This is a genomic window from Enterococcus sp. DIV0294, from assembly GCF_050558155.1.
GTDB lineage: Bacteria > Bacillota > Bacilli > Lactobacillales > Enterococcaceae > Enterococcus > Enterococcus faecalis.
Map to the genome: position 1 here is coordinate 1,835,009 of NZ_CP187889.1, position 24,993 is coordinate 1,860,001.

Below are 24,993 nucleotides of genomic sequence, written 5' to 3' on the forward strand. Positions count from 1 at the left end.
CTTAAAAATTAGACTTTCAGGTCCAACTTTTAAGGGTCACTACACATTAGCGATCTTTTTTATTTTCTTCAGATTTCATGATAGATAATTCCTGCAATAATGTTTTAATGCGATTTTCGTGTTTTGAAATCAACACAGAATTTTTAATTTCCATAATTAAAAGGACAATCACCGCAGCTGATAATAAGAAGTTTGATGTTGTTTCAAACCCAAAGGCCATTGCTAACCATTCTGCCACATGCGGGAAAATAGCAAAAATAATTAAGACAATTGAGATTAATAACCAAATCAAGGCATTTTTTAGGAGAAAAATATTTTTATTAATCCCTCGAATAATGTATAAGAAAAAGCCAATTGCAAATAAAAATAAAGCTAGCCATAACACGGTTGGTAGCATCAATCTCCCTCCTTCATAAAGGCAGCAATCAGAATTGCTGAGCCGACTTCCAGCATATACTTCACAGAAGCCAATGCACGAATCGAAGAAACACCACCAAGCCGTTCCATCATATTGACAGGTCTTTCAACAATCACAAAGCGTTTTTTAATTAAGTGAACAATCGATTCTGGCTCGGGATAATTTGTCGGATAACGCTTTGCAAAAAAAGCAATCACTTTCCGATTTCCCGCTCGATAACCAGAAGTCACATCATAAATTGTTTTACCAGAAGCCATTCGAATACAAAAGGATAACAAACGAATACCAAAACGGCGCATTTTCGTACTTTGAAAAGCCGCTTCGTTTCCAGGAATGAAACGAGAGCCAATCGAAAAATCACATTTACCCTCTGCTAATGGTTCCAGTAAAATAGGTAAACTATTGATATCATGTTGACCATCACCATCAAACTGAACCGCCACATCATACTCATTTTCTAAGGCATATTTATAGCCGGTCTGTACCGCCCCGCCAATACCTAAATTCAACACTAAATGAATGGCATTAATTTGGTTGACTTCTAAAATTTGTTTGGTTCCATCTGTCGAGCCATCATTAATTACCACATAATCCAATTCATGTTGAAAATACGTAACTTCCTGTTTAAATGTTTCAATGGAAGCAATCGTCCGCAAAATGTTTTCTTCCTCATTGTAAGCAGGAATGATTAAAAGTACCTTCATAAAGAGAAACACCTTTCCACTTTTTCTCTAACAAAACCCCTCACTTACACAAAACAATTTATTGTTGAACATTTTCTAACATTTGTGCTAAGGCTTCTTGCCAAGTAGGAATTTTAAAGCCTAACGCTTCTGTTTTACTTAAATCCATGACAGAATATTGTGGTCTTTGCGCCTTTTGTGGAAATTGAGTTGAATCCACTGGCAGTACTTCCACTTCAGTATCTTTTAAAATTTCTTTAGCAAACTGATACCAGCTACAGCTGTTTTCATTAGACAAATGATAAACACCAAATGGCGCTTTTTCTGCAATAACAAATGCCATAAATTCGGCTAACGTTCTTGTCCAAGTTGGGCGGCCAAACTGATCGTCCACTACCGTTAGTTGGTCTCTTGTTTCCGCTAATTTTTGCATGGTAAAGACAAAGTTATGACCGTATTGACCAAATACCCATGATGTTCGAATAATATAATAGTCGTCCAGGATTTCTTGGACCGCTTGTTCACCTAATAACTTCGTCCGACCATACTCATTTAAAGGATTCGGTTGATCATCAATCGCATAGACGCCTTCTTTTTTAGTTCCATCAAAAATATAATCTGTACTTACGTAAACAAGTGTCGCCCCCACTGCTTTAGCAGCTTCTGCAACATGACGTGTGCCATCTACATTCACTTTTTCATCTAATTCCTTGCCTTCGTCTTCTGCTTTATCAACAGCTGTATAAGCAGCACAATGATAAATGACGCTTGGTTGAATTTCTTTCACTTTTGCCAACGTACTATCCGCATCAGTAATATCTAATTCTGTGGAATCCGTTGAAACATACTCAATTCCTTGTTCGTCTAATAGGTGACGTAATTCTGTGCCCAATTGGCCATTTCCACCAGTAATTAAAATCATTTTTTTCGCTCCTTCTTGAAAAAAAGGCAGGGCAAAGTAGCTTTTGTACTTTGCCATCGCCTTTCGACTGTTATCTCACATGTCAGAAAAAATTACTGACCATTTTGTGCATATTTTGCTTCAACAGCTTCTTTATCTGCACGCCACCAGTCTTCATTTTCTGTATACCACTTGATTGTTTCTGCCAAGCCTTCACGGAAATTCGTGAATTCTGGTTCCCAACCTAATTCTTCGCGTAATCTGGTTGAATCAATCGCATAACGTAAGTCATGTCCTGCACGATCGTTGACATGCTCATAGGCATCAACAGGTTGTCCCATTAATTCTAAAATTAATTCCATCACTGTTTTATTGTCTTCTTCACCATCGGCTCCAATTAAATATGTTTCGCCAATTTGACCTTTTGTTAAAATTGCCCAAACAGCCGAAGAATGGTCGTTTGTATGAATCCAGTCACGAACATTTTTACCAGCACCATAAAGTTTTGGTGTAATGCCACTTAAGACATTGGTAATTTGACGAGGAATAAATTTTTCAATATGTTGATATGGCCCATAGTTATTTGAACAATTTGAAATTGTTGCTTGTAAGTTGAAAGAACGAACCCACGCTTTGACTAACAAGTCAGATCCTGCTTTTGTTGAAGAATAAGGACTTGAAGGATTGTAAGGCGTTTCGGCAGTGAATTTTTCCCCTTCGCCTTCTCCATGTCCTGGTAAATCTTCTCTTAAAGGTAAATCGCCATAAACTTCATCAGTCGATACATGGTGGTAACGAACATTGTTTTTACGGCAAGCTTCGATCAATGTATACGTCCCAATCAGATTGGTTTGTACAAATGGGAATGGGTCGTTTAATGAGTTGTCGTTATGCGATTCAGCAGCATAGTGAACGACCGCATCTGTTTCAGCGACTAAACGATTAACTAATTCAGCATCAGCGATATCTCCTACGACTAATTCCACACGATCACTTGGTAGACCTTCAAGATTTTTTTCATTTCCTGCATACGTTAATTTATCTAATACAGTTACATGAACTTCTGGATGATTCTTTACAACATAATGAACAAAATTTGAGCCGATAAAACCAGCTCCACCTGTTACGATGATTTTTTTCATAATTGAAACTCTCCTACTTTTTTCTTAAATTTCGCCATAGATAAACGGATTTTCCGCTTCAAATTCTTTTAAGGTTGGATGTTTTTGATCCTTTTCTGACGTAATCGCTTTTTCTGGCGCAATTGGCCAATCAATAGCTAACGCTGGATCGTTAAAAGCAATACCGCCGTCTGCTGCCGCATTGTAGTAATTGTCACATTTGTACATAAAGTTCACGTTCGGTGTCAAAGTGACAAAACCATGAGCAAAACCTTTTGGTACTAAAAGCTGACGGTGATTATGTTCTGATAAAATGTAGCCTTCCCATTGGCCATAGTTTGGACTCCCTTTACGAATATCAACAATCACATCTAATACCGCACCTGTTACAACGCGAATTAGTTTTGTTTGCGCAGCTTCGCCTTTTTGAAAATGCAATCCACGCAAGACACCTGCTTCTGTTGATAATGAATGATTATCTTGGACAAAATCAAAGTCTAATCCATGTTCTGCAAATTTAGCTTTGGAATAACTTTCTGTAAAAAAGCCACGATGATCACCGAAAACATCCATTTCGATAATTTTGACATCTTGTAATTTTGTATCAATAACTTTCACGTTTCTTCGCTCCTATTCTGCTGCTAAACGTAGCAAGTATTGGCCGTAGCCATTTTTCTTCAATGGTTGTGCCAATTCTACCAATTGTTCTTTTGTAATATAGCCCATTCGATAAGCAATTTCTTCCAAACAAGCGACTTTTAAATTTTGACGCTTTTCAATTGTTTCAATAAATGTTGACGCTTCTAATAAGGATTCGTGTGTGCCTGTATCTAACCAAGCAAAGCCACGGCCCATTACCTCAACAGAAAGTTTATTTTTTTCAAGGTAGACTTTATTAACGTCTGTTATTTCTAATTCCCCACGTTCTGACGGTTTGATCCCTTTCGCAATTTCAACTACTTCATTGTCGTAAAAATACAAACCTGTCACTGCATAATTTGACTTTGGTTGTGCTGGTTTTTCTTCAATAGAAAGCGCCCGCATCTCTGCATCAAATTCTACCACGCCGAAACGCTCTGGATCATTTACATGGTAACCAAAGACTGTTGCCCCTGACTCTTTAGAAGCCGCTCGTTGCAACATTTTTGATAAGCCGCCACCATAATAAATATTGTCCCCTAAAACTAAGCAGACACTGTCATCACCAATAAATTCTTCACCAATAATAAATGCTTGCGCCAAACCATCTGGGCTTTCTTGTACCGCGTATTCGATATGAATGCCTAAATCATGGCCATCGCCGAATAAGCTTTCAAAACGTGGTGTATCTTCTGGTGTAGAGATAATCAAAATTTCATTAATTCCCGCCAACATTAACGTTGACATTGGGTAATAAATCATTGGTTTGTCGTAAATTGGCATTAATTGTTTTGATGTTGCTTTTGTTAGCGGATATAAGCGTGTCCCGCTTCCGCCTGCTAAAATAATTCCTTTCATGAACAATCTCCTTAAATACTTCTATTTTTAGTTTTTATAAAACCAAATATCCTTCCCTATTATCGCATTAAGCATAGGGTTTGTCATGTTTTTTACGTAAATTTTACAAATCTGTAAAAGTTTAGCGCTGTTCCTTTAAGCGCTGATGTAAAGCTTTTAATAAATTCACACGCCAATTTAATTTTTGTTGGAAACTTGTTTTGGTAATAATAGGGCTGACATTCGCTCCATGTCTTCGGTAAAGCACTAATGGTTCTTTAATGAGACCCGTTTGCTTTTTCCGTGCAGCTAATAAGCCAATCCACATATCATGCATAGGAACTTCTGGCGGAATGGGTAAAATGACGTTTTTCATCTCTTGACGAAAGGCCATACCTGCCCCAATATAGCCACTTTTTATCGCATTTCGCCAAAACCCTGGTTTGACTTTTCGGAACTTAAAATAAGAGGGATTGGTAACTTGTAAATCCGCATCAACAATTTTCAAGTCACTAATAACCACTTGGATGTCAGGGTGCGTTTCAAAATATTCTGTCACTGTCGTTACTTTATTTGGCAACCAAACGTCATCTTGATCTGCTAAAAATATTACTTCGCCTTTCGTATGCGTAAGCGCAAATGCAAAATTAGCAATCACTCCTTGCCCTGGACCTTGTAACAATTGAATTTGGGGATAATTCGCTGCATACGTTCTCAAAATTTCCAACGTATGATCAGTAGAACCATCATCTGAAATAATTAGTTCATCTTCTTCACTGACTTGTAAAAGAATACTATCTAATTGTTCCGCGAGATATTTTTCTCCATTATATGTCGCAATACAAACTGAGATCATAGATTATCCTTTCATTAACTTGAGAAATTCTGCCAATGTTTGCCGCCAAATTTGGCGATTTTTGACAGTTAAAAATTGCTTACTACTGCGTAAAAATAAATGGCGTCGATGATGGGAAAACTTTTCTTGATCATATCGACGATAAAATAACGTTTCTGCTTCAATAATAGAGCGATAACGTTGAGAACTCATTGTACGATAATCTAAAACAGACAATTCTTGTTTTAGGTGGACTGGTAAGACTTCAATCTTTTTATTGGCTTTATTCAATTGATAAAAGAACCAATGATCTAAATAGTCCAAAGGAAATTCTTCCGAAAATCCTTCCAACCAGCGCAGTGTTTCTGCCGTAATGACTGTACCAGAATTGATAGCCATCAACGGTTGGTTGGCTATCCCTGCTGTTGGCTTTGCTCCTTTAAGTCCAACATATTGATCACTATAAACTGGCGAAATTTGTTGTCCATTTGCTTCTACAATTGGAACATAGACTGCCACAGTCGGATCTAACGGCATGATGATCAACGTATCAAAATAAGAGGCTGGCACTTCTGTGTCTTGGTCAAGGAGCAACAATAATTCACATTGATTCGCTTGACTAAAAGCAATCGCTTCATTATAAGCGGTCGCTAGGCCTGGATTATCAGGATTATGTCGATAAGTAACATTTTGTTGTAAAAATAATGCATCTTCTTGAGGAAGTGGGCTGTTGTCATAAATAAATAAGTGCAATTCGGGGTGATTTACCACTTCTTTTAATAACAAATAATTCGGCGTATCAGCCATTTTCATTTGATATAAGACGATGACTACCGCTAATCTTTGACTCATTAAAAGAACCTCCAGCCCCATTTGTTAAAAAATTTTCCCATTGATTGCATAAAGATTTTAAACAATTTTCGACTTTTATGGGCGCCCTTTTCATACATGTGAACAACCGTTTCAAAAGGCGTATAGAGAATCCGATAGCCTGCTTTGCCAAAGCGTAAACATAAATCGTTGTCTTCAAAGTACATGAAGAAACGTTCATCGAACCCACCAATTTCAACGAATTTTTCACGATCAATCAACATAAAACAGCCTGATCCCATTTTAATATCCGTTGTTTCTGTATCCGACAAATCGCGACATTCATAAATACTCAAACGTTTATCAAAAATTTTCTTTACAAATTGAAAGGGAATAAAACGTAACATATAATCGAAGACATCTAATTTTTGACGAACTAAATATTGCGTCGTGCCATCTTCATTTAACACTTTAGGGCTAACGACTGCAATGTTCTTATCTATTTTGATACGGTCTAATAGACGATCAAGCACGTCTTTAGTAACCAAAACATCGGGATTAAAAATAATTGCATACTTTGTCGAAGCATTGAATAACACTTGATTATGACCATGACCAAACCCTTGATTTTCTTCAGCGCGATGGATAGTAATAAATGGTTCATATGTTGTTAATTTTTCAAGATACGCTGTTTCAGAATGATTGTCATAGATATGAATATCATAGATACTATCAGTACCTAGTTCGGCTTTTAATTGGTCTAGTACATTAAAAATGTAACGACTATTATAAGTGACAATCGAGATTGTTACCATTTCTTGCATGCTCATTTCTCCTTACTACTGAAACATCGTCTTAAAAAAAAAGCATATGTTTCACACATATACTTTTTTAAGTTTAATGGAATTATATCATAGGTTTACGCTCTCGCAAAGCAACCTAAAGATTTCTTTACTTTCTCTTAGAATGCTTGCCAAGTCGCTTTTTCATTTGCTCCTGACGATATTCACGATTCCCTAAAATCCGTAACAAATACATCAACGGTTGATGTCCTTCGCCAACTAGACCGATTAGTTCAATAAATAATTCTAAGCCAATTAAACAAAAGACAATTAATAAAATTGATGCTACTGTACTTGAATAGCTGAACAATAAAGAGACAAAGGAAAAAACTAACGCTAATGCATAAATAGTCATGACCGCCCCTTTATGGGTAAAACCTAAAGATAACAAGCGGTGATGCAAATGCATTTTATCTGCTGAGGAAATGGGCTTCTTGTTCAATAGCCGTCGAATAATTGCATAAACCGTATCCGTAATTGGCACACCTAAAATCACCATTGGCGTAATTACCGTAATAAACGTAGCATTTTTCAAGCCCTGTAACGACATTACTGCAATCATAAACCCGAGGAATAACGCCCCGGTATCTCCTAGAAATATTTTAGCTGGATAAAAATTGTATGGGAAAAATCCCGCAATGCTCGCAACTAAAATAAAAATAACAATTGGAATATAGACCGTTTTAGCATGTAGGAAAAAATACCCTGTAATACCAATCGTGGTTAATCCAATAATGGATACGCCTGATGCTAAACCATCCAAACCATCAATTAAATTTACTGCATTTGTAATCGCTAAAATCCACAATAAAGTTAGTGGTAAACTAAACCAGCGCAAATCAATCATTCCAACGACTGGCAACGTCACAAAATCTATCCGAATTCCAGCAACAAAATAAATGACTAATGCTGCTAACAAAATACCGATTGTTTTTTTCATTGGAGTAATCTCTTTAATATCATCAATGAGGCCTGTCAAAACAACCATTCCACCAGCCAAAATAATCGGCCAAATATAATCTTGTGGGATAATCGAACGAAAAATCAATAAACATGAACTAGCAAAAGCAATATAGATTGCAAGTCCTCCTGCTGTAGGCATATTTTTGGTATTGATTCGTCGCTCTCCTGGTGCATCATAGGCGCCAATCCGAAACGCTAGAAGCTTAACAAGTGGTGTTAATAGCAAAGATAAGATAAATGTCATAAATAAACGTATCAAAACTTCATAAATAAATAGTGACATAGTCGAACCCACTTTCTTCTCGTTCAGGGTATATTATACCGTAAACTGAAGCATTTACAAGCTGAAACATGTGTTCTGGCAACGGTTTAGACTTTTTTAAAGAAATCTATTTATTTTTCTTTTTAAACCATCTAAACAAGCGTTGTTCAAAACTTGGTTGTTTTTTTTCTTTATCTCCAGATAAGTATTCATCAACGACAGCGTTGACAATTGCTCCTAAAATAATAATCGTGGCAGCAAAATTCAACCATAACATCAAGATGATAAAACTCCCGATGATTTGATAACTTGCGATTCTAGAACTAAAATATTTTACGTACAAACCAAAAATTTGTGATAATAGCATCCAACCGACTGTCGAAAAAATAGCCCCTGGCAAAATAGAACGTAACGATAATTTCCGATTAGGAACGACCGCATAAATCAAACACATAATCACCAATAAAACAACGGTCGTTAACGGCCATTTTAACGCTTGGAAAGTATCGATCACAGACGTTGAGTAATGGAAAATTGGTTGCAGTAATTCAATAATGTACTGACCCAGACCTAAAATTACTACTACACCAACAATCGCTACCATAAATAACAAAATAACTAAAAATGAGACCACTCTTACGAGAATAAAATTTTTCCTTTGTTCGACACCAAAAGCTTTATTCATCGCGTTTTGTAGTGCATTAATACTTTGACTGGCACTCCAAAATGCTGCTAAAGCGGAAACAGAAAGCAACCCGCCTGAACGTTGAGTCAATAGTGAACGAATCGCTGGTTCTAAGTTCTTATAAACATCTTTCGGAATCGCCTCTGCAATATAAGGCAACACAGAATTAGGGTCGATTCTTAAATAAGGTAAGACATTACCTACCGCAATCAGTAATGGAAACAGCGAGAGTAATAAATAATAGGCAACAACCACTGAGCTGTTGCCTATTTCGGCTGTGACCATGTGACTTTGCGTTGTCTCAATAAAACGCATCAAAGATTGATTCTTTTTGATGTTGTCGAGAAACTTCATCACACACTCTCCTTATTAATAAGTCAATTCTTCGCCTTGTGACGTTAAGATTCTTGGACCTTCTTTCGTAATCGCTAATGAATGTTCATATTGACAGCTTAGACCGCCATCTTCAGTATAAGCAGTCCAACCATTTGGGTCCATTTTCATGCGCCAAGTTCCTGTGTTAACCATTGGCTCAATGGTAATAACCATTCCCTCTTTTAAACGTAGTCCTTTACCTGCTTCACCATAGTGAGGAATCATTGGACTTTCATGGATAGTTGGGCCAATGCCGTGACCTACAAAGTCGCGAACAACCCCATAGCCTTCTCCTTCTACATACGTTTGAATTGCATGACCAATGTCGCCAATTCTATTTCCTACTTGTGCTTGTTCAATCCCAAGATATAGCGCTTTTTTGGTTACTTCCATCAAGCGATCAATTTCAGGTGTTGATTCACCCACGACATAAGACCAGCATGAATCAGAGATTGCGCCCTTTAAGTCGACACACATATCTACTTTGATTAGGTCGCCATCTTTTAATACTTTTTTACGAGGAAATCCGTGGCAGATTTCCTCGTTGATACTACAACAAGTAGCATATTTGTAGCCTTCATAGCCAATTTGAGCCGCCACGCCACCATGACTTTCAATAAAGTCTCTCACAAATACTTCAATATCCCAGCTTGTAATGCCAGGTTTAATAAACGTCCGTAAATGACGGTGAACATCCGCTAATAATTCCCCTGATTCATCCATCATTTCAATTTCTCGTGGTGATTTTAATGTAATCATACTATCTCTCCTAAACTTGTTTCATTCAAATTATTTTATCACATTTTTTGCAAAAAAGATTGTTCAAACACCAATTTTCAAAAAGTCCCTTAATAAAAGCACTCGCTAGTCTTTTATAAGAAATGCGCATCTGCTATAATAAGTGACAGAATTGTATGAGGGGGAAGAAAGTTTATGACGTTAGCTAAAATTGTGTATGCAAGCATGACTGGGAATACAGAAGAAATTGCCGACATTGTTGCAGAAGCATTTGAAGATTTAGAATTAGAGGTCGAAATTGATGAGTGTACGCAAGTCGATGCCGCTGATTTTGAAGAGGCCGATATCTGTGTAGTAGCTACATATACGTATGGCGATGGCGATTTACCTGATGAAATTGTCGACTTTTATGAAGACTTACAAGAAATTGATTTATCAGGAAAAATCTTCGGCGTTTGTGGTTCAGGAGACACGTTTTATGATGATTTTTGTAAATCGGTGGACGACTTCGAAGCAGTCTTTACTCAAATTGGGGCAAAAAAAGGCGCCGACAGCGTTAAAGTTGATCTAGCCGCTGAAGAAGACGACATCCAACGTTTAGAAGAATTTGCGAAAAAATTAGCAACTGCCGCAGAATAACTATGTTGAAATAAATAAAATAAACACCAGAAAAAAATGGCTAGTTCCCATTTTTCTCTGGTGTTTTGATATTCCTAATTTAAAAATAAAATACTGTAATTTAAAGCAGCCGCAAAAGTAACCCAAAGAATATAAGGAATCATCAACCAGCCACGCGTTATTAATTTATAACGCAAGTAGTCCCACTGTTGAACTATTAATAATAGCCATAACAATGAGATATCAATCACAGATAATAAATTGTTTTGTAAAGAAAAAAAGAAAAATGTCCAGAAAAAGTTCGCAATAAATTGTAAAATAAATAGCGTAATCATCCGTTTTTTCTGTTGTTTATTTGGATGAACTAAGATGAAATAAAAAGTAATGCCCATAAAAATATACAACACCAACCACACCGGTCCAAATAACCAGCCTGGCGGAGCAAAACTTGGTAATCTCAACGCTTGATAATATTCTCTCGCATTTACTGAAAATAAGCCCGACAAGAGCCCTAGTCCGGTAATTCCTACAATACTTATCCATAAACGCTTATCTTTCACTCGGTTCATGTTTTTTGCCCCTTTCTATTTCTCTTCTTTACTGTAGCATGGTTGCGAATAATCTACCATTAATACACTTAACAAAAAAAGACCGTTCTTTTAAGAAACAGTCTTTTGCTGTAACCTCACAGAAGCTATCAGCATGAGGTTACACTTTTTTTTAATTTTTATAGGTCAATATCAATTGGTTCATCTCGTTCAAGAATTGCTTCAATACTATCTTTCATTAAATGAATGATTTGTTCTTCTGAAGGATGGATAATTCCAGAAGTCATCAATGCAGCCACACCAGTAGCGACCACCCATGTTCCCATGTGTAAAGAGTCAATTTGAACATCGTTTAAATTAGCATACTCAGGATCAGCTTTTACCGCTTCAGTAAAATAGTGATAAGAGAATTCTTGCATTTTTTTGCCGCCACCATATTCTTCTAAATAAAGCGCACGGTATAACTTACTTTCACTTGTCGCAAAATGAATATAGTTTAAAGCCAAATCAACAATTGTATTCCCGGTATGTTTTACTGGAAATACTTCTTTCGCTAAGTATTTATGAATTTTTTGGAATAAAGCATCGCGTAAATCATCCATGTTTTTAAATTCCAAATAAATCGGTTGGGTGGAACATTTCATTTTATTAGCAATATTACGTGCAGTGAACTTCGAAAATCCTTCAGTGGCGACTACTTCATAGGCAGCTGTTAAAATCTGCTCTTTCGTAATGGTTTTTTTTCTTGCCATAATTCCCTATCCCCTTTATTCATTCATATACAACGCTTCCAAATAAATGCTTATGGTTATTGTAACACGATTTTTCTATTATGCAAAATTAGAACAACTCTTTGTACAAAAGTTCACTGAGCGGGAGCACGACAACTTTTACCCCGACTTAAAATAACAGTTGATAAAGGCTTTATTTCGTTGAGTTCCCTGCTCTTCCGTGTTATGATATGAGCAGTCATTACCCATCAAAATGAAGGAGGAATCACGAATGACCTTAGAGAATTTTAATGAAAATCTAAAGAAATATGCACGTTTAATTGCTGAAACGGGTGTCAATGTTCAGGACAATCATACGGTTGTTTTACAAATCAGTGTTGATCAAGCGCCCCTTGCCCGCTTAATTACGGAAGAAGCTTATCGCTTAGGTGCGGCCGAAGTAATTGTTCAATGGAGCGACGAAACCATTCAACGTGAATTTTTAGCTCATGCTGCAACTGATCGTATTGAAAATGTTCCTCAATATAAAATTGATCAAACCGATGATTGGATTGCCAAAGGCGCAAGCCGAATTAGCGTGGTTTCTTCTAATCCTGATGCATTAGCTGGCGTGGATGCACAACGTGTAGCAGCTTTCCAAGCGGCTAATGGGAAAGCATTGGTCAACCTACGAAAAGCAACGCAAGCCAACAAAGTAAGTTGGACTGTTGTAGCGGCTGCTAGTGAAGGTTGGGCAGCTAAAGTCTTTCCAGAATTAGCAACAAGTGAAGAACAAGTTGATGCACTTTGGAATGAAATTTTCAAAACAACACGAATTTATGAAGAAAACCCAGTCATTGCTTGGGATATCCATGATAAAAAATTACAAGAAAAAGCGGCTGAATTAAACGAACAACAATTTACTGCTTTACACTACACAGCTCCTGGGACAGATTTAACGATTGGTTTGCCTAAAAACCATTTATGGGAAGGCGCTGGTAGTTATAACGCGCGTGGAGAAGAATTCATGGCTAATATGCCAACAGAAGAAGTTTTCACCGCTCCAGATAGTCGCCGCGTTGATGGTTATGTCTCTAGTACAAAACCACTAAGTTATGCTGGCACAATCATTTCGGGCATGAAATTTACATTTAAAGATGGAAAAGTTGTTGACTTCTCAGCTGAACAAGGCGAAGAAGCATTGAAAAATCTCTTAGCTATTGATGAAGGTGCCAAACACTTAGGAGAAGTTGCTTTAGTACCAGACCCTTCACCAATTTCACAATCCGGTTTGATTTTTTATAATACATTGTTTGATGAAAATGCCTCTAATCATTTAGCCTTTGGTTCGGCCTATGCCTTCAACTTACAAGGCGGCACGGAGATGAGCGAAGAAGAATTAGCTGAAGCTGGTTTAAATCGTAGCCAAACACATGTGGACTTTATGGTAGGATCTGACAAAATGAATATTGATGGCATTAAGGAAGACGGGACGATTGTTCCAGTTTTTAGAAATGGCGATTGGGCATAAATTTAAAAAAGAAGCAAGCCGTAAAAAATAACGGCTTGCTTCTTTTTTATTTCAAATAAAAAAGGCTTCTCAGCCTTGATACGTTTCTTATTCAATCAGACACATGGCGGCACTTGCTTAGTGCTGCTTCCTTCCGGATCTGACACAATTCACTAGCCCGCCATTGTCCTAGCCTTTCGGCAAAACCTAGTATAACGTATTTTTATTCTTTTGACTAGTCTTTCTTTTGATTTTTTAAAAGTTTCTCTTCTTTTTTCTTTGCCCGTAACTTTTTAAAGAACTGAACTAGCAATAAGCGACACTCTTCTTCTAAAACGCCTGCTTCGACATAGGCCACATGATTGAAGCGTTCATCTTCTAATAAATTCATCAATGTGCCAGCAGTGCCTGCTTTAGGATCGGTTGCGCCATAATAAACTTCTGGAATTCGTGCTAAAAGCATCGCCCCACTACACATTGGACAAGGCTCTAAAGTTACAAATAATTGGGTTTCTTCTAGACGCCAATTTTCTATCCCGCGACACGCTTCTTGGATTGCATACATTTCTGCATGCGCCGTTGCTTCTTGCCGTGCTTCTCTCAGATTATGCCCGCGGCCAATAATTTCCCCTTGCCGAACAATTACAGCTCCAATAGGCACCTCAGCCAAACCTTCTGCTTTTTTCGCTTCTGCAATGGCTTCTCGCATAAAAAATTCTTTTTCTTCTTGTGTTAACGTTGTTTCTTTTTTTCCCAATTAATTTCCACCTTTCGGCTTTTTCCCACTAAACTTCTGTCTTGCTTCATGGTACAATAAATCAGTGAGGTGTGTCTATGATTATTGAAAATTTATCTCAGCTTTATCCCAAAGGCTATTTATCAAAAACAATTGGTTCCGAAGCCACCTATTCAATTCCTGTTGACGACCAATTTTTCATTGTGAATAAAGCTTTCTTAAGTATTAAAGAACAGCATTTGTTGGAAGCGCTTTTCCCGATTTCTGAAAACCCAACAATTACTGGTAACCATCCTTGGTTCAGTTACTTATTTCAACAGGCAAAATTACCTGCCGAAGGGACCTTTCGTATGTTGCAAATTCAAACGAATGTCACAAAAGAATTACAAGCTGAATGGCAATTTAATTTAACAAAGATGTTTCCAGATACAGTTGATTGTTTCAGTCCAAGTAATAATATGTATATTTTAGTTGAAGAACAGTCAAAAAATACCTTTCAACAAGAAGAAATTCAAGGGATCTTTTTAACATTAGATACAGACTTTGATTGCACTAGTGCTGTATTTGTTGGCAATTTTTATTCCTCTGAAGACATTCTCCGGCGTTGTTTCCATGAAGAACAACGTATTTTTTCAGAAGAACTTAATTCCTCTAGTCGGACGACTGTTTTTAGTTTAACCGATGTCGCCCTCCACTATTTTACCAAGGAAGCCATGAGCCAAAATGTACTTGTTGAGTATTATCGTCGTTTATTAAATAAAGACACCGATATTCAGCCAATCATCAGCGCTTTGTGGAAAAATCAAGGCAATATCAGCTCCACTGCAAAAGATTTATTTATGCATCGAAATACTTTACACTATCGGTTGGAAAAGTTTTTTGAACAAACTGGCTTATCTTTAAAAAAAATGGATGATTTAATCTTTTGTTATTTGTTATTAAGAAAGTAGCACGTCCATTTTTTACTCGTATGTTTTTTATTCCCAATTAGAAAGTAGGCGTTCCAATGAAAATTACCGCATATGTCGCTAGTGCATTTAGTAAAAACTACGAAGGTGGCAACAAAGCAGGCGTTGTTTTTATGACACAGCCCTTAACGAGAACCCAAAAAATGGCCATCGCCAAAGAACTAGGATTTGCAGAAACTGCTTTTATTTCATACTCAAAGATTGCTGATTTCCGCCTTGAATATTTTACACCAAAAGAAGAAGTCGACTTATGTGGCCACGCGACAATTGGCGCTTTCACCATTATGAAGCACTTAAATAAATTATTGCAAACAGCATATACAATCGAAACGAACAGCGGTTTGCTCGCAATCACGGCGAACGGTGAACAACTATTTATGGAACAAACTGTTCCAACTTTTTATGATACGCTTACTTTAGAAGAATTGAGCGGCTGCTTTGATTTAAACGCAGTGGCGACAGCTTTTCCTATCCAGATTGTGTCAACGGGTCTAAAAGATATTTTGGTTCCCATTAAAAATGCGCAATTATTACAGGATTTACAACCAAACTTTGAAAAAATTAAGTTACTTAGTCAAAAGTATGGAGTTATTGGGATGCATCTTTTTGCTTTGTCTGAAGAAAATATCATTTGTAGGAATTTTGCGCCCCTTTATGACATCGATGAAGAAGCCGCTACTGGTACATCAAATGGCGCGTTAGCTTGTTATCTGCACCATCACCAAATTTTACAAAAAACCAATTACACTTTTGCCCAAGGTTATACCTTAAACGCTCCTTCAGAAGTCTTAGTGTGTTTGAACACTACACCTCAAAAGACAATTGATCAAGTTCTAGTTGGTGGCAGAGGCTATTATGTTGAAACAAAAGAATTATTTTTATAAAAAAAAGATGGCCTAGGCCATCTTTTTTACTTCATTGCATCTTCAATAAATGTGAAAAAACGTTCTTTTAAAGAATCTGTATTGTCTTTAACTTTTTCGCCATATTCAGCTAATTTTGAACCGCCATCTTTCACACGATCAACAACATTTAAAACAGAATCTAATTCATCATCGGATAAATCATCGACAATCGATAATAATTTTTGGTTTCCATCAAATTTATCGTCTACAAACTTTTTAACTTTATAACGATTGGAAACATGAGATACCTTCTTAATAATTTTTTCAGAAGCGATGACTGCAACAGAGACACTTGCAACTGCAGCAATGCTTAAACCGATACCAATTTTTGTTGATGCTTTCATTTCCTTCAGCTCCTCTGTTATTTTCTATTTTAATCATAACATATTATTACTTTTATGCGTAATAGAAAGATCTTTGCTGGCACTTAGTCTCGGCGGTTGTTGCCACCAAATAAAATAACCAAACGTAAAAGTTGTAAAAAGGTCGAAAGCGCCGCTGCTACGTAGGTAAGTGCAGCTGCAAAAAGAACTTTTCTGGCCATTGGGACTTCTTCTTCTGTTAATAACCCACCTTCAGAAAGAATACTTAATGCACGTCTAGACGCATTAAACTCCACCGGTAAGGTCACCAATTGAAAAATCAAGGCTAATGAAAAAGCCAAAATTCCAATGTTGATTAATGTTTGATTCCAACTAAATAAAACACCAATCAAAATTAGTGGAAAGGAAATGGTTGAACCGATGTTGGCAACTGGAACAATAGCTGCACGAAGACGTAAAGGCACATAGTTCGTATGATCTTGTACCGCATGTCCGCATTCATGAGCCGCCACGCCAATAGCCGCGACCGATGTCGATTGAGCAGTGGCTTCGGATAAGCTCAACATTTTGTTTCCAGAATTATAATTGTCAGTTAAATCACCAGCAATTTGCTGAACTCCAACATCATTAATTTGTTCTTTTTGTAAAATATATTGTGCTGCCTGCGTGCCTGTAACATGTTTACTGCTTCGTACTTGATCATATTTACGAAAGGTACTGTTAACATATGCGGAGGCCGCACCAGAAATCGCAATTCCGATAATTACCAATATATAGGTTGGATCGATTCCAAAATAAAAGGGCATCATTGTCCTCTACCTCCATCTTTTTTCTTTATTGTAGCATGATAGTGAAAAAAAGGGAGCGACAAACGTTGTCTTTTGTTTAAAAAAATGATGAATTTTTCAAGAAAGTGCCAAAACTAACAAAAGTGTCACTCAATTAACGGAAAAAAATATGGCAAATTTCCCAAAAAAAAGGCATACTATTCCTTGAGGTGAGGAAAATGAAAACATTACTAAAAATATTAATTCCCATAGTCATTTTAGCTGGCGGTAGCTGGGGCGTTTATAATTACTATTACGGCGGAGAAGCCTACTATACACAAATCACAACATCTGGTGAAAAGAAAGATGAAAAATCAGCTTCTGGTGAACCGACGACTTTGTATTACTATCAACAACCTGCGTTTAATAAAAACGGTGAAGAAAAGACCATTGAATTAAACGAATATCGTGATCAACCTTTGCGTATGAAAGCCTATCTAAAATTGAAAGTCAATCCCCGTAAAGGCGTGATCAGTTGGAATGAAGTAACAGAAAAAGAAGTCCCTGAAAAAGCTTTAGAAAAATTAAAATAAAGAAAAAACCGTTGGCAAGCGACCAACGGTTTTTTCTTTATAATTGATTACTAATTTTTTCGATATTTTTTAGCATAATGGACACTGTGCCATCTGGATTATTAACAAATTCAATTAAATCGCCATTGCGGTAAACATCTAACGGAACAATTAATTCAATACCGTTATCCATTTTTAACTTCTGTTTGCCAAATTTCTTTTCAGAAATTTCGCGAGATTCTCTGACTGGCGGTGTTTTGTCGACAAACTTCGACTCATTCACTTCTTCTTGGTAAGCTAATTTAGCTGATACATTTTCTTTAAATACTTGCTCAGCAATCTGCTCATTGTCAATCGTTCCCGTTTCCTCAATGCTATCATATACCGCTTCTTTTACCGAAGCCATTAGTTCAAACTCATCTTCGTTAAATTTCTTTCCAATGCGTTTGACTGCCTTTTTAATTTCTTTGATATTTTCTTCCATGGAAGGTGCCGCTTGCGTCTCAATCACTTTTTCAGAGAAATACCAGATTTTTTCTCCTGAAAATTCATATCTTTTCTCTAGTAATTCAAACGCTAATGTATCTAAGTCAACTGTAATTCCTTCATCTGGTTTTTGTGATTTTGAAGACAAAATTGCTCGATTGATAATCAGTTTGTTATAAACGGATTCTTCTTCATAGTCGACGTAATGCGTGTAACTTTCTTTATAGTTTAATTTAATCATTGCGACATGTAACACCGTATCTAATTCATATAAAATGAACAAAATATCAGCACTAGGCGCATCTTCGCTTCCTGAATAAACATCATACCAATGTTGGGTAACTTCTTGGCTTTTCTTCACAAAATCACTAGGAATCCCACGTAACGTGTCAACAAAGGAACTATTTTCCGCCAATGTTCCAGTCTTTGTTTGTGCAGTCGAAAGTTTTGAAATTTTTGCAGTTAAATACGTTCGAATATACTCAGTGGTTAAATCTAGTTCCTTTTCAGAGAAAACCGGCGTCCCAGTTTCTCGATCAATAATGTGTAAAATTGCTTTTTTTAAATAAATATCCATTTTTACGCTCTCCTTTTCTCAACCTTTTTAGTCTAACTGAAAGAGAGAAAAAAGCCAATAGTTTCTATAAAAAGAAGAAGAATTCGTAGACAAATGTCTACGAATTCTTCTTAACTTCAAAAAGCGATTACCCTTCTTCGCTGTATAACATCCCTGTTGCTTCATCAACTGGATCGACTTTATTAAAGATGCCTTTCTTTCTGAAAATATAAGTTAAGCCCATTGGTACGATAATCGCAATCACCATTGCGACTAAAAACGGCAAGTAATATTGTGGCACAATAGATAAAATTCCTGGCAAGCCACCGACGCCGATACTTGTCGCACGAACGCCCATTAAAGTGGCAAACATTCCGGCCATTGCCGAACCAATCATGCCCGCAACAAATGGATAAACATATTTTAAGTTGATCCCAAACATCGCTGGTTCAGTCACACCTAGGTAACAAGAAATCATTGCTGGAATCGAAACTTGTTCTTCTTTTTTGTTTCCACGATGCATAAAGATAACTGCTAAAACCGCTGAACCTTGTGCAATATTTGATAGAGCAATCATTGGCCATAAGTTGGTTGACTGAAAGTCAGCAATCAACTGTAAATCAATCGCATTACTCATATGATGCAACCCAGTGATGACTAATGGTGCGTACATAAAGCCAAAGACGGCGCCAAATAACCAATTAAATGTTGACGTTAATCCTGCATTTACGATATCAGAAACCCAACTACCAATCGTCCAACCGATTGGTCCTAAAATGACATGTGCAGCCAATACTGTTGGTACTAAAGCAAACAATGGGACAAAAATCATTGAAATTGCTTGAGGAATCACTTTTCTAAAGAAAATTTCAAGATAGGCAAGCAAGAAGCCGGCTAACATAGCTGGGATAACTTGCGCTTGATAACCAATCATGTTAACTTGAGCAAACCCAAAATCCCAGAAAGGAATTTCTGCTGCTTTAGTCGTCGCAACTGAATAAGCATTCAGAAGTTGTGGTGAGACTAATGTAATCCCTAGGACAATCCCCAAAATTTGTGTGGTTCCCATTTTCTTCGTAATACTCCACGTAATCCCAACTGGCAAGAAGTGGAAAATTGCTTCGCCGATTAACCATAAGAATGAATTGACTCCATTCCAAAATTGAGAAACTTCCACGATTGTTTGACCATCAAGAAAGCCAAATGGAACCCCTTCCAAAATATTGCGGAATCCTAAAATCAATCCCCCGATAACAAGTGCAGGAATCAATGGTGTAAAAATCTCAGCTAAAACAGAAACAACTCGTTGAACAGGACTCAAATTACTTTTGGCAGCTGCTTTCCCTTCTTCTTTTGAAACCCCTTCTAAACCGGAAATTGCAGAAAAATCATTATAAAATTGTGGGACTTCATTCCCAATAATTACTTGAAACTGTCCAGCATTTGTAAAGGTTCCTTTTACAGAAGGAATATCTTCAATCACAGGTACATCCGCTTTTTTTGGATCTTTTAATACAAAACGCATTCGAGTTGCACAATGAGAAACAGCTGAAATATTTTCTTTGCCTCCTACTGCTTTCAACAACTGTTGTGCATCGCTTTGAAACTTACCCATTTTACATTCTCCTCTCAAACTTGTATATACAATTAAGTTGTATATACATCATACTTGATTATTCTTTTTTTGGCAAGCGCTTTCTTTCAAAAAAATAATTTTATTTTTTACAAATCCCTTGTCTTTTCTTAAAGAGTCAAACAGAACGCTTTTTTAGCTGCTTCTTTATTGCTATACTACAGAGGGAAAAAACGAAAAGGAGTATGAAAAATGTTTTTTAAAGAAATTCATCACGTGGCAATCAATGCCTCAAATTATCAAGCAACTAAAAATTTTTATGTCGAAAAGTTGGGCTTTGAAGTTCTTCGCGAAAATCATCGTCCCGAAAAAAACGATATTAAATTAGATTTAAAATTAGGCAGCCAAGAATTGGAAATTTTCATTTCTGATCAATTTCCCGCTCGCCCCTCTTATCCTGAAGCTTTAGGATTACGTCATTTAGCTTTTAAAGTTGAACATATTGAAGAAGTGATTGCTTTTTTAAATGAGCAAGGAATTGAAACAGAACCGCTACGAGTAGATGATTTTACGGGTGAAAAAATGACCTTCTTTTTTGATCCAGATAGACTACCTTTAGAACTTCATGAATAATAAATAAAGGAGAGAAACAAAATGAAAGATACCTTTCGCTTAGAAAACCAGACGATTTATTTTGGTACAGAACGGGCAATTTCAGCCAGCCCTCAAACGATTTGGCGCTACCTGACTGAGACAGACAAGCTAAAACAATGGTTTCCAGAATTAGAAATTGGTGAATTAGGTGTTAACGGGTTTTGGCGGTTTATTCTGCCCGATTTTGAAGAAACAATGCCTTTCACTGACTATGCAGAGGAAAAATATCTGGGCGTGACTTGGGATACTGGTATCATCTATTTTGACTTAAAAGAACAAGCACCTCATCAGACCCTGTTAGTCTTTTCAGAATCTCTCCCAGAAAATTTTACAACACCTCGCCATAAAGATATCGCTGGTTGGTCAATTGTTCTCAACCGCTTGAAGCAAGCAGTTGAAACCCCTGATGCAGTACCAGAAAAAATAGATTTTCCGCAAATAGAAAATCATTACTTAGAAAAATTAACGAATTTAGAAAATTAAAAAGTGTGGCACAACGGGTAAATAACCCTCTGTGCCACACTTTTTAAAAACGTAAAATACGCTGATAAACAAATAAACCTAAATCAATTAAGCAAACAACAAAAATTGCCAATAATACAAAAGAGACCCGCAACTCTGCGGCGTACATCCCTCGTAAACTAATTGTTGCCAAACATAACCCAAAAATCGTTGCCATTGTCACTTGTAACACGGTTCCTGGTTTTAGGGCATAAACAAAAATGCCAATCAAACTAGAAACAACGAGGTGTGTCAGTGGCAATTGAAGCCAATTGACAACAAACAGACTAAGGAAACATCCTAAAAGAGTCCCCAAAAAACGTGTCTTAATACGCGTGTTCATTTCTGCTTTCACTGGATGCAAGAGTAGAAAAACATTCATCGGAATCCAAATTATTTTAATGCCTCCTACACTCCACATTAAAATAAAACTCAGCGTAATGGTGAAACTCATACGAATAGCTAAACGAAATCGTTGCACCCTTTCGTCAGGACTTTCTAAAAATTGTTTGAAACTTGTAATCCCAAAAAAAGTCTGTTGTAAGTCGTGCCAGAAATTAATAACCGCCAATTTTTGTTGTTTCATATTTAATTGAATGCTTTTATGGCCTCTACTCTTTAAGCTGGTTAACTGACTTAATCCTGTTTGCCACCAAGCGTTTAGTGTTAAAGCCAATAAAAAAAGACCAATTAAAAAGGCCACAACTTGAGATTGCATCAAAAATGTATTTCCTTTAACCTGGATTAACTGACAAAACGTAAACATCATCAAATAACTATGATACCGCATCGGTGTCGCAGATGAATAAAATAAATAAACAATTAAAAATGTCACACTACTATTTAAAATAATAGACCAGCTAAAGGAACTACTAGCTATAAATGCTAAAAAACTGATCACAAATTGCCTGATACTCATTTTGAGCAGCGCTACAAACGAATAATCTTTTTTATAGTTAATTTTAAACATAATAGTAAATACAGGCACCATAATTAAATAGCTTGGGGAAAATAAAAAATCCAATGTATAAAAACTAACCAAAAAAAAGGCGATGACTGGGAAAATAGCCCAAACATACGCAAAAAATTGCTGATTTTTTGTACTAAAAAAATAAATAACGATCACTCCAATATCGATTCCTTATCCATTGTAACATGCTTGTCAATTCCCTCCTCAAATTGAATATACCAATTCGTTAAAAATAAATAAAAAAGAAAATAAATACGCTTTCATTTCTCATTTTTTGTGCTATAATCAGCCTATATGATATATCATTTAAAACAAAGGAGCTACTTTCATGAATATTCAAGCGATTGATACGCGACACGGAACTGCCAACCAACATAGTTTTTCAAACGGAAATTGTCTACCCTATACTGGCGTGCCATTTGGGATGAATTTTTACGCCCCGCAAACAACTGACCAAAAAGGCAGCTGGTGGTTTCATCCAGAAGATCGAACATTTCAAGGCTATCGAGTAACGCATCAACCAAGTCCTTGGATGGGTGATTTTAGCCATTTATTAATGACCCCTGTCAGTGGTTCATTGTCGGAACTTTCTTTATTCCATGCCCAAAGTTCTTATCGTCCAGAAGAAAGCCTTTTTTCTCCTGTCGAAATTAACTTAACTCAATTACGCTATCAAATAACTTCTCAATTAATCCCAAGCATGTATGGTGGTATCTTAACCATTGATTATCAACAAAAAGATAATCACTTACTACTAACTCTGCCTGGACGTTATCAAGTAAAACAATTAGATGACCATCAAGTGGCTGTAAAAGTCATCAACTATTCTGGTTGTGAAGATCCAGATTTTAGTTTTTATTTTGTGCTTCATTTTGAACAGCCTTTAACCAAATGGTTTGCCCCTTCTTCAGGTGAAGATGGCAAAATCCTTCTTTCTTTTGGAAATATTGCTCAACAAGTTGTTCATTTTAGTAGTTCATTTATTTCTGAAAAACAAGCGCAGTTAAATTTAGCGCGAGAAATCTCTTTGCGTTCTACTGAGATGCTGCAACAAGGAATCGCAGATTGGCATAATTATTTCGATCGCCTTAAAGTAACGCATGAAAACCCTGAACATACTAAAACGTTTTATCATACACTGTATCGAACATTCCTATTTCCGCAAACCTTTTATGAATTGGACGAAAATCAGCAGCCGATTCATTATGATACGTTCTCGCAAACGGTTCGTCCTGGTGTACTATATACCAATAATGGCTTTTGGGATACTTATAAAACGGTCTACCCATTGTTCTCACTAATTGCTCAAGAAAAATACGAAGAGATGCTAGAAGGCTTTTTAAATAGTTACAACGAAACAGGTTTCTTGCCAAAATGGTTATCTCCAGATGAGCGTGGTTTAATGCCTGGCACCTTGATTGACGCTGTCATTGCTGATGCCGCCGTGAAAAAGATTCGTCCTGACTTGATGCCTCAGTTCCTAGAAGCGATGAAAAAAGGCGCCACACAACAAAGCGAACGAGAAAATTATGGACGTCAAGGAACTCTGGATTATCTAAAATATGGCTATGTTCCTTCAACCTATCATGAATCTGTCAATCATACCTTAGACTATGCGTACAGCGATTTCTGTATTTCGCAAGTTGCAAAAACACTGAATGATTCAGAGACCGCAACATTTTATCGTCAACAAGCCTTGAATTATCAACAACTTTTTAATCCTGAAACTGGCTTTATGCAAGCCAAGGACACTGAAGGCAATTTCCGTCCTGACTTTTTAGATATTCGTTGGGGCAAAGATTACGCCGAAGGAAGTGCTTGGCAATCAAGTTTTGCGGTTTATCAAGATTTTGCAGGTTTGATTAAGCTATATGGTAGCGAGTTAGCTTTCGAAAAAAAATTAATTCAGCTATGCAATCAAGCGCCTAACTTTAACGTTGAAGGCTATGGTTTTGAAATTCATGAAATGAGTGAAATGGCGGCAATTGATTTTGGTCAATTAGCCATCTCAAATCAACCAAGTTTCCATTATCCGTTTCTATTCAGCTACATCGGCAAACCAGAGATGGCTCAACCACTTTTAAAACAACTAATGCAAACATTTGATGCTTCACCAACTGGCTATCCAGGTGATGAAGACAATGGCAGCATGTCTGCTTGGTATATTTTTAATAGCTTAGGCTTTTATCCCGTCACACCAGGAACTGGTGAATATGTAATCGGGATGCCTTTAGTCCAGACGGCGGAAGTAAAACTGTCAAATGGTAAACAATTAACCATTCAGACATCACCAAACAAAGTCCAACAACAATTTATTCATGAAATTCAGTTAAACCAAGAAAAACATACTGCGCCTTACTTTACTCATCAAGAACTATTAAACGGCGGGACTTTAGATTATCAATTAGGGATCGTCCCGAATCCACAAAACACAGCAGAACGACCGTTTTCATTAAGTACAGAAAAATAATAAAAAGAAAGATGTTC

At 36.8% G+C, this 24,993-nt stretch carries 28 protein-coding genes and 1 other RNA gene; 8 read left to right on the forward strand and 21 right to left on the reverse strand.

Annotation, left to right across the window (positions count from 1 at the left end; genetic code table 11):
• Positions 1 to 46 precede the first annotated feature (46 nt).
• The 12 genes from IGJ20_RS08990 to map form a co-directional block, all read right to left on the reverse strand.
• Positions 47 to 397, reverse strand: a complete 351-nt coding sequence (locus tag IGJ20_RS08990; RefSeq protein WP_002356898.1) for a DUF2304 domain-containing protein — start codon at positions 395 to 397, stop codon at positions 47 to 49.
• The gene (locus IGJ20_RS08995; RefSeq protein WP_142425680.1) at positions 397 to 1,122 is read right to left on the reverse strand and encodes a glycosyltransferase family 2 protein; all 726 of its coding nucleotides are present in this window, start codon (positions 1,120 to 1,122) and stop codon (positions 397 to 399) included. The genes IGJ20_RS08990 and IGJ20_RS08995 overlap by 1 nt, the downstream gene beginning before the upstream one ends.
• A 58-nt stretch (positions 1,123 to 1,180) precedes the next feature.
• Positions 1,181 to 2,023: a dTDP-4-dehydrorhamnose reductase gene (gene rfbD / locus IGJ20_RS09000; RefSeq protein WP_002356895.1), complete on the reverse strand. Its 843-nt coding sequence runs from the start codon at positions 2,021 to 2,023 to the stop codon at positions 1,181 to 1,183.
• Between the two features lie 92 nt (positions 2,024 to 2,115).
• Positions 2,116 to 3,144 (reverse strand): dTDP-glucose 4,6-dehydratase, encoded by a 1,029-nt coding sequence (rfbB, locus tag IGJ20_RS09005; RefSeq protein ID WP_002359895.1) that lies wholly within the window; start codon positions 3,142 to 3,144, stop codon positions 2,116 to 2,118.
• A 24-nt stretch (positions 3,145 to 3,168) separates the two neighbouring features.
• Entirely contained in the window at positions 3,169 to 3,741 is a 573-nt protein-coding gene (rfbC, locus tag IGJ20_RS09010; protein ID WP_142425678.1) for a dTDP-4-dehydrorhamnose 3,5-epimerase, read from the reverse strand.
• 12 nt (positions 3,742 to 3,753) lie between these two features.
• Positions 3,754 to 4,620, reverse strand: a complete 867-nt coding sequence (rfbA, locus tag IGJ20_RS09015) for a glucose-1-phosphate thymidylyltransferase RfbA (RefSeq protein ID WP_142425677.1) — start codon at positions 4,618 to 4,620, stop codon at positions 3,754 to 3,756.
• 121 nt (positions 4,621 to 4,741) lie between these two features.
• Positions 4,742 to 5,455, reverse strand: a complete 714-nt coding sequence (locus tag IGJ20_RS09020; RefSeq protein WP_002362119.1) for a glycosyltransferase family 2 protein — start codon at positions 5,453 to 5,455, stop codon at positions 4,742 to 4,744.
• A gap of 3 nt (positions 5,456 to 5,458) precedes the next feature.
• Positions 5,459 to 6,286: a glycosyltransferase gene (locus IGJ20_RS09025; RefSeq protein WP_142425676.1), complete on the reverse strand. Its 828-nt coding sequence runs from the start codon at positions 6,284 to 6,286 to the stop codon at positions 5,459 to 5,461.
• Entirely contained in the window at positions 6,286 to 7,074 is a 789-nt protein-coding gene (locus tag IGJ20_RS09030) for a glycosyltransferase family 2 protein (protein WP_002359892.1), read from the reverse strand. Before IGJ20_RS09030 ends, IGJ20_RS09025 begins: the two co-directional genes overlap by 1 nt.
• Positions 7,075 to 7,195: 121 nt before the next feature.
• Positions 7,196 to 8,332 (reverse strand): MraY family glycosyltransferase, encoded by a 1,137-nt coding sequence (locus IGJ20_RS09035; protein WP_002366956.1) that lies wholly within the window; start codon positions 8,330 to 8,332, stop codon positions 7,196 to 7,198.
• A 106-nt stretch (positions 8,333 to 8,438) separates the two neighbouring features.
• Positions 8,439 to 9,350: a YihY/virulence factor BrkB family protein gene (locus IGJ20_RS09040; protein ID WP_002384297.1), complete on the reverse strand. Its 912-nt coding sequence runs from the start codon at positions 9,348 to 9,350 to the stop codon at positions 8,439 to 8,441.
• Between the two features lie 15 nt (positions 9,351 to 9,365).
• Positions 9,366 to 10,130, reverse strand: coding sequence for a type I methionyl aminopeptidase (gene map / locus IGJ20_RS09045; RefSeq protein ID WP_142425675.1), 765 nt, complete (start codon positions 10,128 to 10,130; stop codon positions 9,366 to 9,368).
• Positions 10,131 to 10,304: 174 nt separating this feature from the next.
• Between map and IGJ20_RS09050 the strand changes: the two genes are divergently transcribed.
• Positions 10,305 to 10,748, forward strand: a complete 444-nt coding sequence (locus tag IGJ20_RS09050) for a flavodoxin (RefSeq protein ID WP_002356885.1) — start codon at positions 10,305 to 10,307, stop codon at positions 10,746 to 10,748.
• 74 nt (positions 10,749 to 10,822) lie between these two features.
• Here the strand turns inward: IGJ20_RS09050 and IGJ20_RS09055 are convergent, their stop codons facing one another.
• The gene (locus tag IGJ20_RS09055; RefSeq protein WP_002384294.1) at positions 10,823 to 11,296 is read right to left on the reverse strand and encodes a TspO/MBR family protein; all 474 of its coding nucleotides are present in this window, start codon (positions 11,294 to 11,296) and stop codon (positions 10,823 to 10,825) included.
• Between the two features lie 158 nt (positions 11,297 to 11,454).
• A complete protein-coding gene (locus IGJ20_RS09060) occupies positions 11,455 to 12,027 on the reverse strand; it encodes a TetR/AcrR family transcriptional regulator (RefSeq protein WP_002356883.1) in 573 nt (190 codons plus the stop codon).
• Positions 12,028 to 12,277: 250 nt separating this feature from the next.
• Between IGJ20_RS09060 and IGJ20_RS09065 the strand changes: the two genes are divergently transcribed.
• Complete coding sequence (locus IGJ20_RS09065) at positions 12,278 to 13,516, forward strand: aminopeptidase (RefSeq protein ID WP_002362125.1); 1,239 nt, start codon at positions 12,278 to 12,280, stop codon at positions 13,514 to 13,516.
• Between the two features lie 88 nt (positions 13,517 to 13,604).
• On the opposite strand, the gene ffs is transcribed toward IGJ20_RS09065, so the two are convergent.
• Together ffs and tadA are read right to left on the reverse strand one after the other, a co-directional pair.
• Positions 13,605 to 13,691: signal recognition particle sRNA small type (ffs, locus tag IGJ20_RS09070), an RNA gene on the reverse strand.
• 39 nt (positions 13,692 to 13,730) lie between these two features.
• Positions 13,731 to 14,252: a tRNA adenosine(34) deaminase TadA gene (gene tadA, locus IGJ20_RS09075; RefSeq protein ID WP_002362126.1), complete on the reverse strand. Its 522-nt coding sequence runs from the start codon at positions 14,250 to 14,252 to the stop codon at positions 13,731 to 13,733.
• A 77-nt stretch (positions 14,253 to 14,329) separates the two neighbouring features.
• On the opposite strand from tadA, the gene IGJ20_RS09080 reads away from it, so the two are divergent.
• Together IGJ20_RS09080 and IGJ20_RS09085 are read left to right on the forward strand one after the other, a co-directional pair.
• The gene (locus IGJ20_RS09080; RefSeq protein WP_002383772.1) at positions 14,330 to 15,181 is read left to right on the forward strand and encodes a PucR family transcriptional regulator; all 852 of its coding nucleotides are present in this window, start codon (positions 14,330 to 14,332) and stop codon (positions 15,179 to 15,181) included.
• 56 nt (positions 15,182 to 15,237) lie between these two features.
• Positions 15,238 to 16,083: a PhzF family phenazine biosynthesis protein gene (locus tag IGJ20_RS09085; RefSeq protein WP_010818939.1), complete on the forward strand. Its 846-nt coding sequence runs from the start codon at positions 15,238 to 15,240 to the stop codon at positions 16,081 to 16,083.
• 26 nt (positions 16,084 to 16,109) lie between these two features.
• On the opposite strand, the gene IGJ20_RS09090 is transcribed toward IGJ20_RS09085, so the two are convergent.
• Positions 16,110 to 16,448 (reverse strand): hypothetical protein, encoded by a 339-nt coding sequence (locus IGJ20_RS09090; protein WP_002356871.1) that lies wholly within the window; start codon positions 16,446 to 16,448, stop codon positions 16,110 to 16,112.
• Positions 16,449 to 16,531: 83 nt separating this feature from the next.
• A complete protein-coding gene (locus IGJ20_RS09095; protein WP_002384290.1) occupies positions 16,532 to 17,236 on the reverse strand; it encodes a zinc metallopeptidase in 705 nt (234 codons plus the stop codon).
• A 197-nt stretch (positions 17,237 to 17,433) separates the two neighbouring features.
• Here IGJ20_RS09095 and IGJ20_RS09100 point away from each other — a divergent pair, with 197 nt between their 5' ends.
• The gene (locus IGJ20_RS09100) at positions 17,434 to 17,787 is read left to right on the forward strand and encodes a YxeA family protein (RefSeq protein ID WP_025187021.1); all 354 of its coding nucleotides are present in this window, start codon (positions 17,434 to 17,436) and stop codon (positions 17,785 to 17,787) included.
• 37 nt (positions 17,788 to 17,824) lie between these two features.
• On the opposite strand, the gene IGJ20_RS09105 is transcribed toward IGJ20_RS09100, so the two are convergent.
• Both IGJ20_RS09105 and treP read right to left on the reverse strand, forming a co-directional pair.
• Positions 17,825 to 18,829 carry a nucleoid-associated protein gene (locus tag IGJ20_RS09105; RefSeq protein WP_002356866.1) on the reverse strand — a complete coding sequence of 335 codons (1,005 nt, stop codon included), beginning with the start codon at positions 18,827 to 18,829 and terminating at the stop codon, positions 17,825 to 17,827.
• A gap of 127 nt (positions 18,830 to 18,956) precedes the next feature.
• Entirely contained in the window at positions 18,957 to 20,423 is a 1,467-nt protein-coding gene (gene treP / locus IGJ20_RS09110) for a PTS system trehalose-specific EIIBC component (protein WP_002388267.1), read from the reverse strand.
• 210 nt (positions 20,424 to 20,633) lie between these two features.
• On the opposite strand from treP, the gene gloA2 reads away from it, so the two are divergent.
• Together gloA2 and IGJ20_RS09120 are read left to right on the forward strand one after the other, a co-directional pair.
• Entirely contained in the window at positions 20,634 to 21,014 is a 381-nt protein-coding gene (gene gloA2, locus IGJ20_RS09115) for an SMU1112c/YaeR family gloxylase I-like metalloprotein (protein WP_142425674.1), read from the forward strand.
• Between the two features lie 21 nt (positions 21,015 to 21,035).
• On the forward strand, positions 21,036 to 21,518 hold the full coding sequence (locus IGJ20_RS09120) for an SRPBCC family protein (protein WP_142425673.1): 483 nt from the start codon (positions 21,036 to 21,038) through the stop codon (positions 21,516 to 21,518).
• A gap of 43 nt (positions 21,519 to 21,561) precedes the next feature.
• On the opposite strand, the gene IGJ20_RS09125 is transcribed toward IGJ20_RS09120, so the two are convergent.
• The gene (locus IGJ20_RS09125; protein ID WP_142425672.1) at positions 21,562 to 22,662 is read right to left on the reverse strand and encodes an FUSC family protein; all 1,101 of its coding nucleotides are present in this window, start codon (positions 22,660 to 22,662) and stop codon (positions 21,562 to 21,564) included.
• A 172-nt stretch (positions 22,663 to 22,834) separates the two neighbouring features.
• Between IGJ20_RS09125 and IGJ20_RS09130 the strand changes: the two genes are divergently transcribed.
• Positions 22,835 to 24,976, forward strand: a complete 2,142-nt coding sequence (locus IGJ20_RS09130; protein WP_002374433.1) for a GH92 family glycosyl hydrolase — start codon at positions 22,835 to 22,837, stop codon at positions 24,974 to 24,976.
• Positions 24,977 to 24,993 lie beyond the last annotated feature (17 nt).

What these genes read in the sequence shown, in the direction of transcription:
- IGJ20_RS08990 (WP_002356898.1), bottom strand. Translation starts at nt 397, where the DNA reads ATGCTACCAACCGTGTTATGGCTAGCTTTATTTTTATTTGCAATTGGC.
- IGJ20_RS08995 (WP_142425680.1), bottom strand. Translation starts at nt 1,122, where the DNA reads ATGAAGGTACTTTTAATCATTCCTGCTTACAATGAGGAAGAAAACATT.
- rfbD (WP_002356895.1), bottom strand. Translation starts at nt 2,023, where the DNA reads ATGATTTTAATTACTGGTGGAAATGGCCAATTGGGCACAGAATTACGT.
- rfbB (WP_002359895.1), bottom strand. Translation starts at nt 3,144, where the DNA reads ATGAAAAAAATCATCGTAACAGGTGGAGCTGGTTTTATCGGCTCAAAT.
- rfbA (WP_142425677.1), bottom strand. Translation starts at nt 4,620, where the DNA reads ATGAAAGGAATTATTTTAGCAGGCGGAAGCGGGACACGCTTATATCCG.
- IGJ20_RS09020 (WP_002362119.1), bottom strand. Translation starts at nt 5,455, where the DNA reads ATGATCTCAGTTTGTATTGCGACATATAATGGAGAAAAATATCTCGCG.
- IGJ20_RS09025 (WP_142425676.1), bottom strand. Translation starts at nt 6,286, where the DNA reads ATGAGTCAAAGATTAGCGGTAGTCATCGTCTTATATCAAATGAAAATG.
- IGJ20_RS09030 (WP_002359892.1), bottom strand. Translation starts at nt 7,074, where the DNA reads ATGAGCATGCAAGAAATGGTAACAATCTCGATTGTCACTTATAATAGT.
- IGJ20_RS09035 (WP_002366956.1), bottom strand. Translation starts at nt 8,332, where the DNA reads ATGTCACTATTTATTTATGAAGTTTTGATACGTTTATTTATGACATTT.
- IGJ20_RS09040 (WP_002384297.1), bottom strand. Translation starts at nt 9,350, where the DNA reads ATGAAGTTTCTCGACAACATCAAAAAGAATCAATCTTTGATGCGTTTT.
- map (WP_142425675.1), bottom strand. Translation starts at nt 10,130, where the DNA reads ATGATTACATTAAAATCACCACGAGAAATTGAAATGATGGATGAATCA.
- IGJ20_RS09050 (WP_002356885.1), top strand. Translation starts at nt 10,305, where the DNA reads ATGACGTTAGCTAAAATTGTGTATGCAAGCATGACTGGGAATACAGAA.
- IGJ20_RS09055 (WP_002384294.1), bottom strand. Translation starts at nt 11,296, where the DNA reads ATGAACCGAGTGAAAGATAAGCGTTTATGGATAAGTATTGTAGGAATT.
- IGJ20_RS09060 (WP_002356883.1), bottom strand. Translation starts at nt 12,027, where the DNA reads ATGGCAAGAAAAAAAACCATTACGAAAGAGCAGATTTTAACAGCTGCC.
- IGJ20_RS09065 (WP_002362125.1), top strand. Translation starts at nt 12,278, where the DNA reads ATGACCTTAGAGAATTTTAATGAAAATCTAAAGAAATATGCACGTTTA.
- IGJ20_RS09080 (WP_002383772.1), top strand. Translation starts at nt 14,330, where the DNA reads ATGATTATTGAAAATTTATCTCAGCTTTATCCCAAAGGCTATTTATCA.
- IGJ20_RS09085 (WP_010818939.1), top strand. Translation starts at nt 15,238, where the DNA reads ATGAAAATTACCGCATATGTCGCTAGTGCATTTAGTAAAAACTACGAA.
- IGJ20_RS09090 (WP_002356871.1), bottom strand. Translation starts at nt 16,448, where the DNA reads ATGAAAGCATCAACAAAAATTGGTATCGGTTTAAGCATTGCTGCAGTT.
- IGJ20_RS09095 (WP_002384290.1), bottom strand. Translation starts at nt 17,236, where the DNA reads ATGATGCCCTTTTATTTTGGAATCGATCCAACCTATATATTGGTAATT.
- IGJ20_RS09100 (WP_025187021.1), top strand. Translation starts at nt 17,434, where the DNA reads ATGAAAACATTACTAAAAATATTAATTCCCATAGTCATTTTAGCTGGC.
- IGJ20_RS09105 (WP_002356866.1), bottom strand. Translation starts at nt 18,829, where the DNA reads ATGGATATTTATTTAAAAAAAGCAATTTTACACATTATTGATCGAGAA.
- treP (WP_002388267.1), bottom strand. Translation starts at nt 20,423, where the DNA reads ATGGGTAAGTTTCAAAGCGATGCACAACAGTTGTTGAAAGCAGTAGGA.
- gloA2 (WP_142425674.1), top strand. Translation starts at nt 20,634, where the DNA reads ATGTTTTTTAAAGAAATTCATCACGTGGCAATCAATGCCTCAAATTAT.
- IGJ20_RS09120 (WP_142425673.1), top strand. Translation starts at nt 21,036, where the DNA reads ATGAAAGATACCTTTCGCTTAGAAAACCAGACGATTTATTTTGGTACA.
- IGJ20_RS09130 (WP_002374433.1), top strand. Translation starts at nt 22,835, where the DNA reads ATGAATATTCAAGCGATTGATACGCGACACGGAACTGCCAACCAACAT.